At 61.4% G+C, this 15,445-nt stretch carries 11 protein-coding genes; 5 read left to right on the top strand and 6 right to left on the bottom strand.

The annotated features are described in order from the left end of the window. The first annotated feature begins 53 nt into the window (after positions 1–53). From E5720_RS01135 to E5720_RS01150, 4 genes are all read left to right on the top strand, one after another. Positions 54–1,280, top strand: coding sequence for an acetyl-CoA C-acyltransferase (locus E5720_RS01135; RefSeq protein ID WP_136169138.1), 1,227 nt, complete (start codon positions 54–56; stop codon positions 1,278–1,280). Then, positions 1,277–3,412: a 3-hydroxyacyl-CoA dehydrogenase NAD-binding domain-containing protein gene (locus E5720_RS01140; protein WP_247596121.1), complete on the top strand. Its 2,136-nt coding sequence runs from the start codon at positions 1,277–1,279 to the stop codon at positions 3,410–3,412. The genes E5720_RS01135 and E5720_RS01140 overlap by 4 nt, the downstream gene beginning before the upstream one ends. 235 nt (positions 3,413–3,647) lie before the next feature. After that, a complete protein-coding gene (locus tag E5720_RS01145; protein ID WP_247596122.1) occupies positions 3,648–5,045 on the top strand; it encodes a sugar porter family MFS transporter in 1,398 nt (465 codons plus the stop codon). Between the two features lie 27 nt (positions 5,046–5,072). Continuing rightward, on the top strand, positions 5,073–5,354 hold the full coding sequence (locus E5720_RS01150) for a YciI family protein (protein WP_136169139.1): 282 nt from the start codon (positions 5,073–5,075) through the stop codon (positions 5,352–5,354). 42 nt (positions 5,355–5,396) lie between these two features. On the opposite strand, the gene E5720_RS01155 is transcribed toward E5720_RS01150, so the two are convergent. Continuing rightward, entirely contained in the window at positions 5,397–6,317 is a 921-nt protein-coding gene (locus tag E5720_RS01155) for an NADP-dependent oxidoreductase (protein WP_136169140.1), read from the bottom strand. Positions 6,318–6,370: 53 nt separating this feature from the next. Then, on the bottom strand, positions 6,371–8,251 hold the full coding sequence (dxs, locus tag E5720_RS01160; RefSeq protein WP_136169141.1) for a 1-deoxy-D-xylulose-5-phosphate synthase: 1,881 nt from the start codon (positions 8,249–8,251) through the stop codon (positions 6,371–6,373). Between the two features lie 215 nt (positions 8,252–8,466). Between dxs and glsA the strand changes: the two genes are divergently transcribed. Beyond that, entirely contained in the window at positions 8,467–10,293 is a 1,827-nt protein-coding gene (glsA, locus tag E5720_RS01165; RefSeq protein ID WP_136169142.1) for a glutaminase A, read from the top strand. A 106-nt stretch (positions 10,294–10,399) separates the two neighbouring features. Here the strand turns inward: glsA and E5720_RS01170 are convergent, their stop codons facing one another. From E5720_RS01170 to E5720_RS01185, 4 genes are all read right to left on the bottom strand, one after another. Then, a complete protein-coding gene (locus E5720_RS01170) occupies positions 10,400–11,158 on the bottom strand; it encodes an anti-sigma factor (RefSeq protein WP_136169143.1) in 759 nt (252 codons plus the stop codon). Next, the gene (locus E5720_RS01175; RefSeq protein WP_348769854.1) at positions 11,155–11,682 is read right to left on the bottom strand and encodes a sigma-70 family RNA polymerase sigma factor; all 528 of its coding nucleotides are present in this window, start codon (positions 11,680–11,682) and stop codon (positions 11,155–11,157) included. The genes E5720_RS01170 and E5720_RS01175 overlap by 4 nt, the downstream gene beginning before the upstream one ends. 414 nt (positions 11,683–12,096) lie before the next feature. After that, positions 12,097–13,362: a TRAM domain-containing protein gene (locus E5720_RS01180; protein WP_136169145.1), complete on the bottom strand. Its 1,266-nt coding sequence runs from the start codon at positions 13,360–13,362 to the stop codon at positions 12,097–12,099. A 5-nt stretch (positions 13,363–13,367) separates the two neighbouring features. Then, the gene (locus E5720_RS01185; RefSeq protein WP_136169146.1) at positions 13,368–15,365 is read right to left on the bottom strand and encodes an APC family permease; all 1,998 of its coding nucleotides are present in this window, start codon (positions 15,363–15,365) and stop codon (positions 13,368–13,370) included. Between the last annotated feature and the right edge of the window lie 80 nt (positions 15,366–15,445).

The following is a 15,445-nucleotide window of genomic DNA, read 5'->3' on the forward strand; positions in this document are numbered from 1 at the left end:
CGGCCCCGCGTCAGCCGGGCCGCAATTCCGCATCTTCCCGGGAGGATCGAAGCGTGTCTGTACCCGCGTCCACAAGCTCACAGCGCAATGTCGTGTTCGTAGACGGCATCCGCACACCGTTCGGCAAAGCAGGCCCCAAAGGCATCTACGCCGACACTCGCGCCGACGACCTCGTCGTCAAAGCGATCCGCGAACTACTGCGGAAGAACCCGGCTCTGCCCCCGGAACGCATCGACGAAGTCGCCATCGCGGCCACGACGCAGACCGGCGATCAGGGGCTGACCATCGGGCGCACGTCCGCTCTCCTCGCCGGACTCCCCCACAGCGTCCCCGGATTCGCCATCGACCGCATGTGTGCGGGCGCGATGACGTCCGTGACGACGACAGGTTCCGGAATCGGATTCGGTCAATACGACGTCGTCATCGCCGGTGGCGTCGAGCATATGGGCCGTCACCCGATGGGCGAGGGCGTAGACCCCAACCCCCGCTTTCTCACCGACAGGCTCGTCGATCCGAGCGCACTCGTCATGGGCAATACGGCCGAGAATCTGCACGATCGGTTTCCGAGTATCACCAAGGATCGCACCGACGCGTACGCTGTCGCGAGCCAGAACAAGTACGAGGCCGCCAAGAATGCCGGTTTCATCGCCGACACACTCGTACCGGTAGCCACCAAGTCCGCTGCTGGATGGGGCCTGGCCACCGAGGACGAGCCACCGCGTCCCGGAACAACCATCGACGATCTCGCCAAGCTCAAGACCCCGTTCCGTCCAGCGGGCCGGGTCACGGCAGGAAATGCTGCCGGTCTCAACGATGGTGCGACCGCTGCGATCCTCGCCGGCGAGGACACCGCCCACGAACTCGGCCTGAACATCGGTATGCGCATGGTCGGCTTCTCGTTCGCAGGCGTCGACCCTGCCGTGATGGGCATCGGACCGGTCCCCGCCACCGAGAAGTTGCTCGGTCGTACAGGTTTGAGCATCTCCGATATCGGGTTGTTCGAAATCAACGAGGCTTTCGCAGTGCAGGTTCTCGCATTCCTCGAGCACTACGGCATCGCCGACGACGATCCCCGCGTCAACCAGTGGGGCGGCGCAATCGCCTGTGGACACCCCCTTGCGTCCTCTGGAGTTCGTTTGATGACCCAATTGAGCCGCCAGTTCGCTCAGCGCCCCGACGTTCGTTACGGCCTGACGACCATGTGCATCGGTCTGGGCATGGGCGGAACCGTCATTTGGGAAAACCCGATCCACTCCGATTACTCAGGAGCGAAGGCATGAGCGACATCATCACCAGCCCCACGAGCGAAGCGACGAAGAAACCGGTGATGCCGGACGAGGTAGTCACGAACGCGTTCACCAAGATCATCTCCGTACCCGGCCTCGAAGGCAGCATTGCCCTCATCACGCTGGACAACGGTTACGACCACACCAAGCCGTCGACGTTCGGCCCGGCCGGACTCGCGCGGTTCGATGCCGCGCTCGACGAGGCCTTCGCAGCTGATCCCGTCGCTATCGCGGTGACCGGTAAGCCGTTCATCTTCGCGGTCGGTGCCGACCTCAACGGCGTACCCAGCATCAAGACCAAGGACGAGGCGCTCCAGATCGGGCAGCTCGGCCACAAGGTGTTCCGTCGCCTGCGCGAGTCACCCATCCCGACGTTCGCTTTCATAAACGGCGCCGCACTCGGCGGTGGACTCGAAGTCGGATTGCACTCCCACTACCGAACTGTTGCTGACAACGCCGCAGCGTTGGGGCTCCCCGAGGCATTTCTCGGACTCGTTCCGGGTTGGGGCGGCACCCAGTTGCTGCCCAACATCGTCGGCGCTTCCACCGCCGTGACCGTCATCATCGAGAACTCGCTCAACCAGAACCGCACGCTGAAGCCGCAGCAAGCTGTGGACCTCGGCGTCGTCGACGCCATGTTCGGCGGCGCCGACTTCATCGAGCAGTCTCTTGCATGGGCCGTTCGGGTGTTGAACGGCGACGTCGTTCCGAATCGGCCCGAGATCGACCGCGGCCAGGCATGGGACGATGCCATCACGCGTGCGAAGGGCATCGTGGCCGGCAAAACAGGCAACTTCGCACCGGGTCCCGTAGCTGCGGTAGAACTGCTCGAGCTTGCCAAGAACACCGACATCACCGACCCAGCTTCACTGGACAAGGCCTTCGCCGCAGAAGACGATGCACTGTCGACGTTGCTGGTGAAGGACGAACTTCGCGCCGGGTTGTACGCGTTCGATCTCACTCAGAAACGCGCGAAGCGTCCCGCCGGCGCACCCGACAAGTCGCTGGCTCGCAAGATCTCGGGTGTCGGCATCGTCGGTGCCGGATTGATGGCCAGTCAGCTTGCCTTGCTGTTCGTGCGTCAACTGAAGGTGCCCGTCATTCTGACCGACATCGACCAGGAACGCATCGACAAGGGCGTCGGTTACGTCCATGGTGAGGTCGACAAGCTGCTCGGCAAGAAGCGTCTCTCCCCCGACGCCGCGAATCGACTGAAGGCGTTGGTATCCGGATCGATCGACAAGGCCGCTTTCGCCAATACCGATTTCGTCATCGAGGCCGTGTTCGAAAACCTCGATGTGAAGAAGAAGGTGTTCGCCGAGGTCGAAGAATTCGTCTCCGCTGAAACGATTCTCGCGACGAACACGTCCTCGTTGTCGATAACCAAGATGGCAGCAGATCTGAAGCACCCAGAACGAGTTGTGGGGTTCCACTTCTTCAACCCCGTAGCCGTGCTTCCACTTCTCGAGGTAGTCAAGGGCGAGAAGACCGACGATGCCACGCTGGCAACGGCATTCGCGACTGCGAAGACACTCAAGAAGTCAGCGGTTCTGTCCGCAGACCTTCCGGGCTTCGTGTTCAACCGCTTGGTGACCCGCGCATCCAACGAGATCATCGGGGCGATCGACGAGGGCACCCCCTTCGACGTCGCCGACGGTGCAGTAGGCGAACTCGGTATGCCGATGAGCCCGTTGACTCTCCTCGCACTGGTCGGGCCTGCCGTCGCATTGCATACGGCCGAGACGCTCGCAGAGGCCTACCCGGATCGGTTCAAGGACTCACCCGGATTCCGCGCCCTGGTCGAGGCGAAGAAGCCCGGTGTCTGGACGTATGGACCCGACGGCCAGGTCGTCGACCCCGAGGTTGCTGCCTTATGGCCGCAGGGTGACTCACCGTCGACTGCAGAGCAGGTGCTCGATCGCACTCGCAATGCAATAGCCGACGAGATCCGAATCATGCTCGATGAAGGCGTCGTCGCAGCACCCGAGGACATCGACCTCTGCCTGCTGCTCGGCGGTGGGTTCGGATTCTGGAACGGTGGCATCACGCCGTACCTAGATCGTAGTGGCGCATCGGAGGCGGCCACCGGGCAGCGTTTCCTCGCTCCCGGCGTTGCCAGCGTCTGAGTCGAACCCCAGACACGTCTGAGTCGAATACTGGGAGACGGCCTGCACTTTCGATGTGCGGGCCGTCTTTCGTTTCGACACCCTTTGTCGTTTTGCCACCCCCACGGTGACTACCCGACATATGCGGTAACTCTTCGGGTGAAAATCCGCCGATTTGCACCACTTCCGAGCGGACCGGGGCCATGATGACCTAACCACCATCGCTGCTGGCACTACCTCGAAAGCTGGGTTCGCAATGACGCAACCTGCAGATCGCTACACCGCGAAAGTCATCGGAGTCACCGTCGCTGCCGCGGTCGGGGGATTTCTTTTCGGTTTCGACAGTTCTGTCGTCAACGGTGCGGTCGATTCGATTCAGGAAAATTTCGGGCTGAGCTCGTTCATCACCGGTTTCGCCGTCGCCATTGCGCTACTCGGTTGCGCGGTCGGCGCATGGTTCGCCGGTCGACTCGCCGATAGCTGGGGACGCAAACGGGTCATGCTGCTCGGCTCGGCGCTGTTCACCATCTCGTCGGTCGGTTCAGGTTTCGCATTCAGTATTCCGGACTTGATGCTGTGGCGAGTCATCGGCGGATTGGGGATCGGGATCGCCTCCGTGATCGCTCCTGCCTACATCTCGGAGATCGCTCCAGCGAAGTACCGAGGCGGACTCGCATCACTTCAGCAGTTGGCGATCACCGTCGGCATTTTCGCCGCATTGCTCTCCGATGCAGTACTACAGAACGCGGCTGGCGGGCCATCGAAAGATCTGTGGTTCGGAATGGAGGCCTGGCGATGGATGTTCCTCGTCGGAGTCGTTCCCGCGCTCGTGTACGGCTTCCTCGCCACGCTCATTCCTGAATCGCCCCGATACCTGGTGGGCAAGCATCTCGACGAAGAAGCCGCGCGCATTCTCGGTGAGATCTCCGGCGAATTGCATCCGAACGAACGAGTCAAGGAAATTCGACTCACACTCAGAACTGAAGCCAAATCTTCGTTCGCGGACATACGAGGGCCCAAATTCGGACTGCAACCCATCGTCTGGGTCGGTATCACCATGGCGATTCTGCAACAATTCGTCGGTATCAATGCGATCTTCTATTACTCGACGACTCTGTGGAAATCGGTCGGGTTCAGCGAGAACCAGTCGTTCGTCACCTCGGTGATCACCTCGATCATCAACGTGAGCATGACCTTCGTGGCGATTCTTTTCGTCGATCGATTCGGCCGAAAGAATCTTTTGCAGATCGGTTCCATCGGAATGTTCGTCGGTCTGGTTCTTGCAGCAGTGTCCTTCACTCAGTCGATCGGGTCCGGGGACAACATCACACTCCCCGCTCCATGGGGTCCGGTCGCCCTCGTCGGCGCAAATCTGTTCGTCATTTTCTTCGCCGCCACCTGGGGACCGATCATGTGGGTCATGCTCGGTGAAATGTTCCCCAACCGTATGCGCGCGGTCGCACTGGGCATCAGTACCGCCGCCAACTGGGTAGCCAACTTCGCAATCACGCTGGCATTCCCTCCATTGACCGAGACAATCGGCCTTGGATTCATCTACGCGTTCTTCGCGTTCTTCGCTTTGCTCTCCTTCTTCTTCGTCAAGTTCAAGATTCGCGAGACCAAGGGCATGGAACTCGAAGACATGGTTATCTGAGCCACTTCTCGGAGAGAGTGAGATGTCATGTCCACGTTTGTCGTCGAATACTCCTACACACCGGAATCATCCTCCGGTAGAGACGATCATCGGACGGATCACCGTGCATGGCTCACCGAGATGATCCGACGCGGGATCGTCCGATCTTCCGGGCCGTTGGCGGACCACACTGGCGCAAAGTTCATAGTCGAGTCGACGGACTTGGACACGGCCAGCCGCTTGTTCACCTACGATCCGTTTGTTCGCGCTCATCTCGTCGAGGATGTACACATAGTGGAACAGGCGAACGCGGAGGACCAATCGAGTTGAGGTGGGCGAGTTCCTTTTCGATGAAGAAGACGAGAGGTCCGGTCACTCCACGACGACGACGAGTTTGCCTCGGGTATGTCTGGTCTGTACACGTGCAAGCGCATCCAGTGCATCCTCGAACGGATACGTACGCTCGATCTCCACGTGTGCTTCCCCACGGGAGATCCGGTCCATCATCTCCACCAGATCATCGCGCACATCGCTGAGATGCGGCACCACCTCCACTCGCACCCCGCGTTCGGGCTCGACTCGATCCCCAGAGATCGAGATCAGGTGGCCACCGTCCTGCACTGCTTCCATGACCTGCGCGGAGGTGTTCGGCTGCACCGCAATCGCAGCGTCGACCCCGGTCGGCGCCCACTGCTGGATCTGCTGGGTCCAATCGGAGTCGTGGTAGTCCACCACGGCCTCCGCGCCGAGCATGCGCAAATAGTCGTGATTGCGGGTAGAGGACGACGCGCCGACCCGCCATCCACGTTGCCGCGCTATCTGGATGGCGAAGGTACCCACCGCTCCCGAGCCGCCTGCGACGAACAACGAACCGCCCGGCGGGGTGACTCCAAGAGCCTCGATCGCTCGCAACGCTGTGTTGCCGGCGACGGGTGCTGCAGCCGCCTCGCCGAACCCCATCGCTGAGGGAATGGGGACGATGAGGGAACTCGACTCGACGGCTGCGTACTCCGCCCACGTTCCACCCTTGGACTGCATAGAGCTGATGAAAGCGACGCGCTCGCCAGGCTGGAAGCCCGACACGTCCTTGCCTATCTCCTCGATGACACCTGCTGCCTCTATACCGATCGGATACGGGTATGCCGCATCGGCGGGCACAAATGAAGTGTCGTGGATGCCCACTCCGATCGCGTGCACACGGACTAGCAGTTCGACGTTGTCGATGCGCGGGACGGGTACCTCCGCCAACTCGACCGTATCGTCCTCTGCGCTCTTCTTGACGAATGCTCTCACCGCGTCGTCTGCTCTCTACTTCAAGGTCAAGGTATCGAAGACGGAGGTTCGACTCAGATCGACTTGGACCATCCCACAATTTGCTGTGCGACGTCTTCCGAAGTCAAACCGAGCTCACGAAAAATCTGCTCACGAGAAGCGTGATCCAGGAATCTCTGTGGCACACCGATGTCGTGGCAGATCGTGTCGACACCCGCGGCGCGGACAGCGGCAGATACGCTCGATCCGATTCCGCCATGTAGACCCGAATCTTCGATCGTGACGACTAGACGGAAATCTTTGGCCATCTCGAGGAGGGACTCCGGTACCGGAAGCACCCAGCGAGGATCGATCACTGTTACCGAAAGCCCCTGAGCTGCAAGCTTTTCAGCTGCATCGACCGCCAGTGAAGCGAAGGCCCCCACAGCGACGATGAGAACATCGCGCTCGCCGGACTCCGGCTCGACAAGGACGTCGACAATACCGTCGAGTCGTCGTAGCGCTGGAACATCATCCGTGACAGCACCTTTGGGGAATCGTAGTGCCGTGGGACCGTCGTGTATCGCCAAAGCTTCGGCGAGCTCCTCCCGAAGGGTTGCGCAATCACGAGGGGCGGCGACACGGATTCCTGGCACTATCCCCAGCAGCGACATGTCCCACATGCCGTTGTGACTGGCTCCGTCGTTGCCGGTGACACCTGCACGGTCGAGAACCAAGGTCACCGGCAAGTTCAACAACGCCACATCCATGAGCAACTGATCGAATGCACGATTGAGGAACGTCGAGTACACGGCTACGACTGGATGCATCCCGCCGAGCGCGAGGCCCGCCGCCGAGGTCATGGCATGCTGTTCGGCTATACCGACATCGAAAAGCCGACCGGGGTACTTCTCGCCGAATGCAGCCAAACCTGTCGGGCCGGCCATCGCCGCACTGATCGCCACGATGTCTTCACGGTCAGCCGCGATATCGATGAGTTCACGAGAAAAGACCGACGTCCAGTCCGGTGCAGCCACCGAACGTGATTGTCCGGTCAGCGGATCGATGACACCTGTGGCATGCATTTGATCGGCGACATTGTTTTCGGCGTGCGCGTAACCCATCCCCTTGCGCGTCACCGCGTGAACGATTACCGGGCCGCCGTAGTCCTTGGCACGTCGAAGTGCCGACTCGAGCGCAGGCTCATCGTGGCCGTCGACGGGTCCGAGGTACTTGATACCGAGATCGGTGAACAGAACCTGAGGGCTCAGCGCGTCTTTCACTCCGGCCTTCATGCCGTGCAACATCGCGTATGCGGTCTTGCCGACGAAAGGAATCTTGCGCACGATGCGTCGACCGTTGTCGAGTACCCGCTCGTAACCGGGCTGCAGCCGAAGCGCTGCGAGATGCTCGGCGAGGCCGCCTATCGTCGGTGCGTAGGAGCGTCCGTTGTCGTTGACGACGATGACAACCGAGCGGTCCTTGCCTGCGGCGATATTGTTGAGGGCCTCCCAACACATGCCACCTGTCAGGGCACCGTCGCCGACGACGGCTACGACGTGCCTGTCGGTTTGCCCTTTCAGCTCGAAAGCTTTTGCCAGTCCGTCTGCGTACGACAGCGAGGCCGAAGCGTGTGAAGACTCGACCCAGTCGTGCTCACTCTCTGCGCGTGAGGGGTAGCCGGAAAGACCGCCCTGCTTGCGCAGCGAATCGAAGGCTCCGGTCCGACCGGTAATCATCTTGTGTACGTAGGCCTGGTGGCCGGTGTCCCAGATGATCGGGTCGTGTGGAGAGGAAAAGGTGCGGTGTATCGCCAGCGTCAATTCGACGACACCGAGATTCGGTCCGAGGTGACCTCCCGTCGCCGACACCTTGTCGACGAGGAACTCACGGACCTCGACTGCCAGGTCTGCCACTTCGGACGGGGCCAGTCGGCGCAAGTCCTCGGGCGTCTGGATTCGAGCTAGGACACCCAACGAGATCGCTCCCTCCGGCCGGAAATCTTCGGTCCTTGCAGTCTTGCCTTGTTCGATGCGAACTGTCTTGTCTCCCCAGTCTACGTAGCGTCCCGTGGAGCGACGCCGAGATAGCTCCTACTGGTCGACAATACTGCGGTCCGGCACCTGCACCCAACAATCGCGGCGCGTCCATCGTCACATCGAAACAGGTGGCCGGAGCATAGGGTCACCTCATGACAACTGTCGTGGACCAAATCCTGAAGGACGTGTTCGAGGCATGCCGAGACAATACGTCGGGTGCGGTTGCCGACTACATCCCGGAGCTCGCGGCAGTCGCACCCGACGGCTACGGGATAGCCCTTGCGACCAGCGATGGCTATGTCTACGAAATTGGCGAAACCGCGACCCCCTTCACCATTCAGTCGATCTCGAAGCCGTTCACCTATGCATTGGCGCTGACAGATCGCGGTGAGGCTGCAGTTGCCCGCAAGATCGATATCGAACCGTCGGGTGAGCCGTTCAACGAGATCAGTTTGGACCCGATCACCGAACGTCCCAGAAATCCGATGATCAATGCCGGCGCAATCACCTCGGCGTCGTTGATCAAAGGACGCACGAGGGAACATCGGTTCGAACGGATCAGGGCGGCGTACTCACGCTACGCGGGCCGAGAACTCACCTTCAACGAGAGCGTCTACGCCTCCGAAGCCAGAACCGGAAATCGAAACCGCGCGATCGGATACATGCTGCGGTCCTTCGACATCATCGAGGAGGATCCAGACGCGGCCGTCGACCTCTACTTTCGTCAATGCTCGATCGATGTGACCGCGGCCGATCTGGCCATGATGGCGGCCACCATGGCCAATAATGGCGTGAACCCACGAACCAGAGAACGCGCTTTGGCACCCGCCCTCGTCGAACGAGTACTCAGTGTGATGACTACCTGCGGTATGTACGACGGTGCAGGTGATTGGGTTGCGCGAGTCGGCATGCCGGCCAAGAGCGGAGTCGGAGGTGGACTGCTCGCAGTGTTGCCGGGGCAGATGGGGATTGCCGTGTATTCCCCCCGTCTCGATCAACACGGGAGCAGCGTGCGGGGAGTGGCGACCTGCCGCGAATTGTCCACCAGGCTCGAACTGCACTTCCTGCATGTGACCCGTGCAGCCCGTTCGGCAATTCGCGCTCGTTACACGCTCACCGAAGTACCGTCGCGAAAGCGTAGAAGCGACATCGAACAGGATGCCCTCGCCGAGTTCGGTACTCGCGCAAGAGTATACGAACTACACGGCGACCTGCTGTTCTCGGGCGCCGAGACCGCTGTACGTGAGATCGGCAACCTCGACGACAAGCTCGACGCGTTGGTCATCGATGCCCGCGGGGTCGGCGAGGTCAGTGATGTGGCACGCAGCATGTTCGACGCCCTGCACGGTCACCTGGCTGAACGTGGATGCCAGGCCTCGCTGGTCGACCCACATGGAGTCATGGGGCACAAGGTTTCAAGTATCGACCCGAACGCTGGAGCGGGCCGGGTTTTCTCCGACGCAGGCTCGGCCATTCGATGGGCGGAAGAACTGCTACTCGACCGCTACTGCGCAGGTCCGCGGCAACCGGAGACGATCTCGATATCGGAACATCCGGTCCTGAGCGGACTGACCCCCGCTCAGCACAAGCAAGTGGAAGCGCTGATCGACATCCGGGAGTATCCCCGCGGCCGAGTGATCGTGCGCGGCGGAGACTCGGCGTCGGGGCTGTTCCTGGTGCTCGCAGGTGAAGTCAGCTCGATCTTCGTGGCCGACGACGGTTCACGTCATCGAATAACCACGCTGTCGCCGGGCATGAGCTTCGGTGAGATGCCGCTCTTGGCCGGCACATCCTTCATCCTCGACTTCTGCGCGGACACGCCGTTGACCGTAGGAGTGCTTTCGGTCGCGGACTTCGATGCACTGACGAAAAACGCACCCGACGTGAAACTGGAGCTACTGACCAACCTCGCTACGGGGGCATACCTGCAGATGAACACCGCCATAAAGTCGCTTGGCCAGTTCGAAACGCGGCGCTGACCATCGAGTGCGGGCCCCGTCGAAACGAGGGCGCCGGCGGAAAATCTCCACCGGTGCCCTCGTCCACACAGCTCCAGCTGTCACCTTGTTGCCAGGCGCTGTCTTGCTACGCGCCTAATGTCGCCATTGTCAGCACCTCGGTCGGCTGCGGTGAGCCGCCTGCGGGTTCGAGCGAGAACGCGAAGTTGGTCGCTCCCCCCATACCCTCGATGACCGTCTGGCTGCCTTCCGCCAATTGCGCCGACGTGACGAGCCCAACCGACCTTGGAGTTCCTTCGACGAACCACATCTGGTAGTCCTTGCCCGCCTCCGGCGCCGCCACACCGTCGAGTTCCACCACGGCCGAGTTTGCTTCACGTGAATACGAGATCTTCGCAGTACCTCCACCAGGGAAGCTCGCGGTGGATTCTTGCGTGTCACCGTACGCAATCACCTGCTCGGCCTGCGTCGGGCTTGGATCGTTCCCGATCACTTGCGTCGCGACGACACCTCCACCGACCACAACGACCACTGCCGCCGCCGCAGCCATCAACGATGAACGCAACCTGGTGCTTCGTCGATCACGGTGACCCTTCATGCTCGTCACGTTCGACGCGGTCGACGCAGGTGGGGTCACCTGAGGTGTGCGCGGAACTTCGTCGAGAATCCGTGCACGAACCCCTGCCGGGGGCTCGACGGCATCGAGCACCGACGCCAGCGCCAACGTCTCCTGAATCTCCCCGACGAGAATGCCGAACTGGACTCGGGCGGTATCGTCGACCGACTCGAGATCGCGCTCGATCTCTGCTTGTTCTGCTGCACTGACCGCATGGAGGGCAAATACCTCCGCGGAATCGAGTAGTCGCTGTCGTGTCGCTTCGCTCATGAGGGTGTCACCCCCAAACATGTCTTCAACTTGATCAGCCCATCTCGTATTCGCGATTTGATGGTCGGTACCGCCACCTCGAGGCGCTCGGCAACCTCGCGGTAGGTCCAACCGCTGTAGTAAGCCATTCGCACAGATTCACGCTGGGTATCGGTCAACGTATCGAGGCACGCGATCACTGCATCGGATTCGAGCCGTTGCGTGACAGCCTCGAGCACCTCGTCGTGCTCGGGTGAGTGGCTGATGGCGCCATATGCTGCCTCACGGTCGGTACCGGATTGCTCCGACCTGACCCTATCGACGGCCCGCCGATGAGCCAGAGTCATGATCCACGCGAGTGGACTGCCCTGCTTCGGATCGTAGTTCGGAGCCGATCGCCAAATCTGGAGAAAAACTTCCTGGGTGGTTTCCTCGCTGTACCCGGGGTCACGAAGTACGCGCAGCACCATCCCGTAGACGCGAGCAGACGTCGCGTCGTACAACTCGGCGAACGCACGCTGGTCACCCTGGGCAACTGCTGCCATGAGACGACGAAGCCGCTCGGTCTCGTCGGCCCGCAGATTGCGCAACTGTGCGCTGGGGACTGCACACGCGGCTCCTTCGGAGTCCACCGATGCCGACGGGTCGTCGTATGAATCGGATGTCCTTTGAAACGGCGAGTCCGAACTCGGGGTGGCGCTCACCGGACCAAGGTCCCAACTGATTCGAATCTGATCGCGTTCATTGATCAAGAGAGTAGTGCTCATATGGCTCTCACACCGAAACCTCCGCGTTTTCCCGCCGCACAAGGTATTCGGTGCACGGAACGAAAGGGATGGGGCGGGCGTGAAAAACAGATTGTGGGCGAGGCGAAAATCGGCCGAATCGTGGAGAAATGGGCATCCTGATAGCGATATCGACTCACGCCGATCGAATCAGACCTCTGGATCGATCGGATCTCAGCGGACGAACAGGCCGATGCACTCCACATGGTGTGTGAGCGGGAAGGCGTCGAATGCGCGCATCCCTTCGAACGTGTACCCAGCCTCTCGATACAGACCGACATCCCGGGCGAACGACGCTGGGTCGCAACCGATGTGAACGATGCGCCTCGGTGAACGTGATGCGACGCTCGAGACGACCTCTTTGCCAGCGCCTGCGCGAGGAGGATCGAGCACGACGACGTCGGGAGCGTCCAACAGCTCCACCACCCGTTCCACCCGGCCTGGCTTGAACGCCACTTGTTTCACGTCCTGTAGTGCTGCGGCGCCGTCCGCTGCCGCGCGTCGAGAGAATTCGACACTGACCACCCGCCCGTCGGTACCCACACTGGGTGCGAGGCTGGCAGCGAACACTCCGACACCGCCGTACAAGTCCCACGCAACCGATCCTGGGTTCGGTAGCGCCCATTCGGCCACGACGTCGCTGTACATCTGTGCGGCCCCGCGATGTGCCTGCCAGAAGCCGTTCGCGTCCAGCTCCCATTCTCGTCCGGCCACGAATTCGTGTGCCCGGCCGCTACCGACGACGGTGCGCTGCGTCCGCTCCTGCGCCGACGCAGCACGTCGGGCAGACGCACCACGCCTGCCCGGCGAACGTCGCCCCGTTTTCGACACCGCTGCGGGCGCAATCTCGACCACGTGTCGCTCGCCTGTACCGTCGACCGCCACTGCAAGCTCCGCGCCCGGACGCCACTTCTCCTCGTTCAATCCGTCGAGAGCACCCGACACCACCTGGGGGCACTCGAGCTCGGTCACGATGGTCGAACTTCGGTAGCGGTGAAAACCTGCGCGTCCGGCAAGGTCCACGGTCAGTCGAACCCGGCTTCTCCACCCCGTTCCGTCTCCCGTGAACGGCAATTCCTCCACCTCGATGTCACGCTCGAGGCCCGCGATACGACGCAATTGCTCGCTCACCACGGACGCTTTCATGGCCCGGCCCGCAGCCAAGGTCGCGTGCGAGTAGTCACAGCATCCGGATCCACCTGGACCGGATATCGGGCAGAGCGGTGCGATCCGATCCGGTGACGCAACGACGATCTCCACCGCATCCGCTCGGCAGAACGACCCGCCGCGATCCTCTGTCACTGCGGCACGGACGATCTCGCCCGGCAGTCCATGACGCACGAACATCACGCGGCCCTCGTGGCGCGCAACGCAAAACCCTCCGTGCCCCGGCGCCCCGAGTGTCACTTCGATGTTCTGGCCTACCCAGTTCTCGCTCATGGTGCTCATTTCGGCGTCGGCGGTTCGTACCCGCGGCGGGACGCACCCGGAGCGTTCTGGATGGACTCGCGTCTCGCCTTTTCCGACGAGTGCAACTGCCACGGGACGCTGGTCACCATCACTCCCGGCTGAAACAGCAAGCGGCTCTTCAATCTGAGGGCGCTCTGGTTGTGCAGAATTTGCTCCCACCAGTGTCCGACGACGTACTCGGGTATGAACACGGTCACGACGTCACGCGGCGAATCCCGGTGCACCCTCTTGACGTAGTCGAGGACCGGCCTGGTGATTTCACGATACGGCGACTCGACGACCTTGAGCGGTACCGTGACATCGCTCGCTTCCCACCCTCGAACGAGTGCGCGCGTGTCCTGTTCATCGACGTTCACCGTGATGGCTTCGAGTGTGTCCGGCCTGGTTGCGCGCGCGTATGCCAACGCACGCATCGTGGGCATATGCAGTTTCGACACCAACACGATCGAGTGTGTCCGACTCGGCAGGACGCCGTCCCACTCTTCGTTCTCGAGCTCGCGTGCCACCGTGTCGTAGTGCTTGCGGATCATCCGCATCAGAACGAATATCGCGATCATGGCCACGATGGCAATCCACGCGCCCGCGGCGAACTTCGTGATCAGCACGATCACGAGCACGGTAGCCGTCATGGCCAGGCCGATGCTGTTCACGATCCGCGAGCGGAACATGTGCCGACGTTGGTCCGGGTCCTTCTCGCTGCGCAGCAAGCGAGTCCAGTGGCGAATCATTCCCGTTTGGCTCAGCGTGAAGGAGACGAATACGCCGACGATGTAGAGCTGAATCAGCTTCGTCACTTCGGCACCGAACACGACGACGAACGCGATCGCGGCGCCCGACAGAAACAGAATGCCGTTACTGAAGGCAAGGCGATCACCGCGTGTGTGCAGCTGACGAGGAAGGTAGCGGTCCTGTGCCAGAACCGATCCGAGCACCGGGAACCCGTTGAATGCCGTGTTCGCGGCGAGCACAAGAATCAGAGCAGTGACAACGGTGATGAAGAAAAAGCCGATCGGAAAGCCGGAGAAAACGGTTTCGGCCAACTGGGCGATCAACGTTTTCTGCTGATAGCCGTCGGGGGCACCGATCAACTGCTCACCGGGGTCCATCGCATACTTGATGCCGATCTTCTCGGCCAGAATGATGATTCCCATCATCAGAGTGATGCCGATGACGCCGAGCATGAGCAAGGTCGTCGCGGCATTCTTCGACTTCGGTTTGCGGAATGCAGGCACGCCGTTACTGATGGCCTCCACACCGGTCAGCGCAGCACAGCCGGAGGAGAACGCTCGTGCAATGAGGAATGCGAAGGCGATTCCGTACAGATTCGAGTCCTCGGCTTTCAACTCGAAGACTGCCGAATCCGCCTTCAAATCCTCACCGAAGACGTACACCCGGATCAGCCCCCAGGCCAGCATCAACACCATGCCGATCATGAATGCGTAGGTGGGAACGGCAAAGGCCGCCCCGGATTCCCGGATTCCTCGCAGGTTGATCGAGGTGATGAGCACGATCGCCACGACGGCGAACAACACCTTGTGTTCAGCCACCAACGGCACGGCCGAGCCGATGTTGGATGCCGCGGCCGATATCGAGACCGCAACGGTCAACACGTAGTCGACCATCAGCGCACTGCCCACCGTAAGCCCGGCTGTGGGCCCGAGATTGACCGTCGCAACCTCGTAGTCTCCGCCGCCGGACGGATAGGCGTGCACGTTCTGCCGATAACTTGCGACAACGACAGCCATCACGACGCAGACGGCAAGGCCGATCCACGGCGTCAGTGCATAAGCGGAAATTCCGGCCACCGACAGGACGAGAAATATCTCCTCCGGCGCGTAGGCCACCGAGGACATGGCGTCCGAGGCGAAAACGGGAAGCGCTATTCGTTTGGGAAGTAGGGTATGTCCGAGCTTGTCGCTGCGGAACGGCCTACCGAGCACTAGCCGCTTGGCGGCGGTCGAAACCTTGGGCACGGTGCAAAGCGTAGGCCGTCCGAATACGGCCGCACCACCGGCGCGTCCGAAACTCACCGAACAAGTTCGACGGGCACACA

It is taken from the genome of Rhodococcus sp. PAMC28707 (assembly GCF_004795915.1).
GTDB lineage: Bacteria > Actinomycetota > Actinomycetes > Mycobacteriales > Mycobacteriaceae > Rhodococcoides.

Excerpts from the sequence above, each read along its gene's own strand:
- E5720_RS01140 (WP_247596121.1), top strand. The coding sequence starts at position 1,277 with ATGAGCGACATCATCACCAGCCCCACGAGCGAAGCGACGAAGAAACCG.
- E5720_RS01145 (WP_247596122.1), top strand. The coding sequence starts at position 3,648 with ATGACGCAACCTGCAGATCGCTACACCGCGAAAGTCATCGGAGTCACC.
- E5720_RS01150 (WP_136169139.1), top strand. The coding sequence starts at position 5,073 with ATGTCCACGTTTGTCGTCGAATACTCCTACACACCGGAATCATCCTCC.
- glsA (WP_136169142.1), top strand. The coding sequence starts at position 8,467 with ATGACAACTGTCGTGGACCAAATCCTGAAGGACGTGTTCGAGGCATGC.
- E5720_RS01170 (WP_136169143.1), bottom strand. The coding sequence starts at position 11,158 with ATGAGCGAAGCGACACGACAGCGACTACTCGATTCCGCGGAGGTATTT.
- E5720_RS01175 (WP_348769854.1), bottom strand. The coding sequence starts at position 11,682 with ATGGCAGCAGTTGCCCAGGGTGACCAGCGTGCGTTCGCCGAGTTGTAC.
- E5720_RS01180 (WP_136169145.1), bottom strand. The coding sequence starts at position 13,362 with ATGAGCGAGAACTGGGTAGGCCAGAACATCGAAGTGACACTCGGGGCG.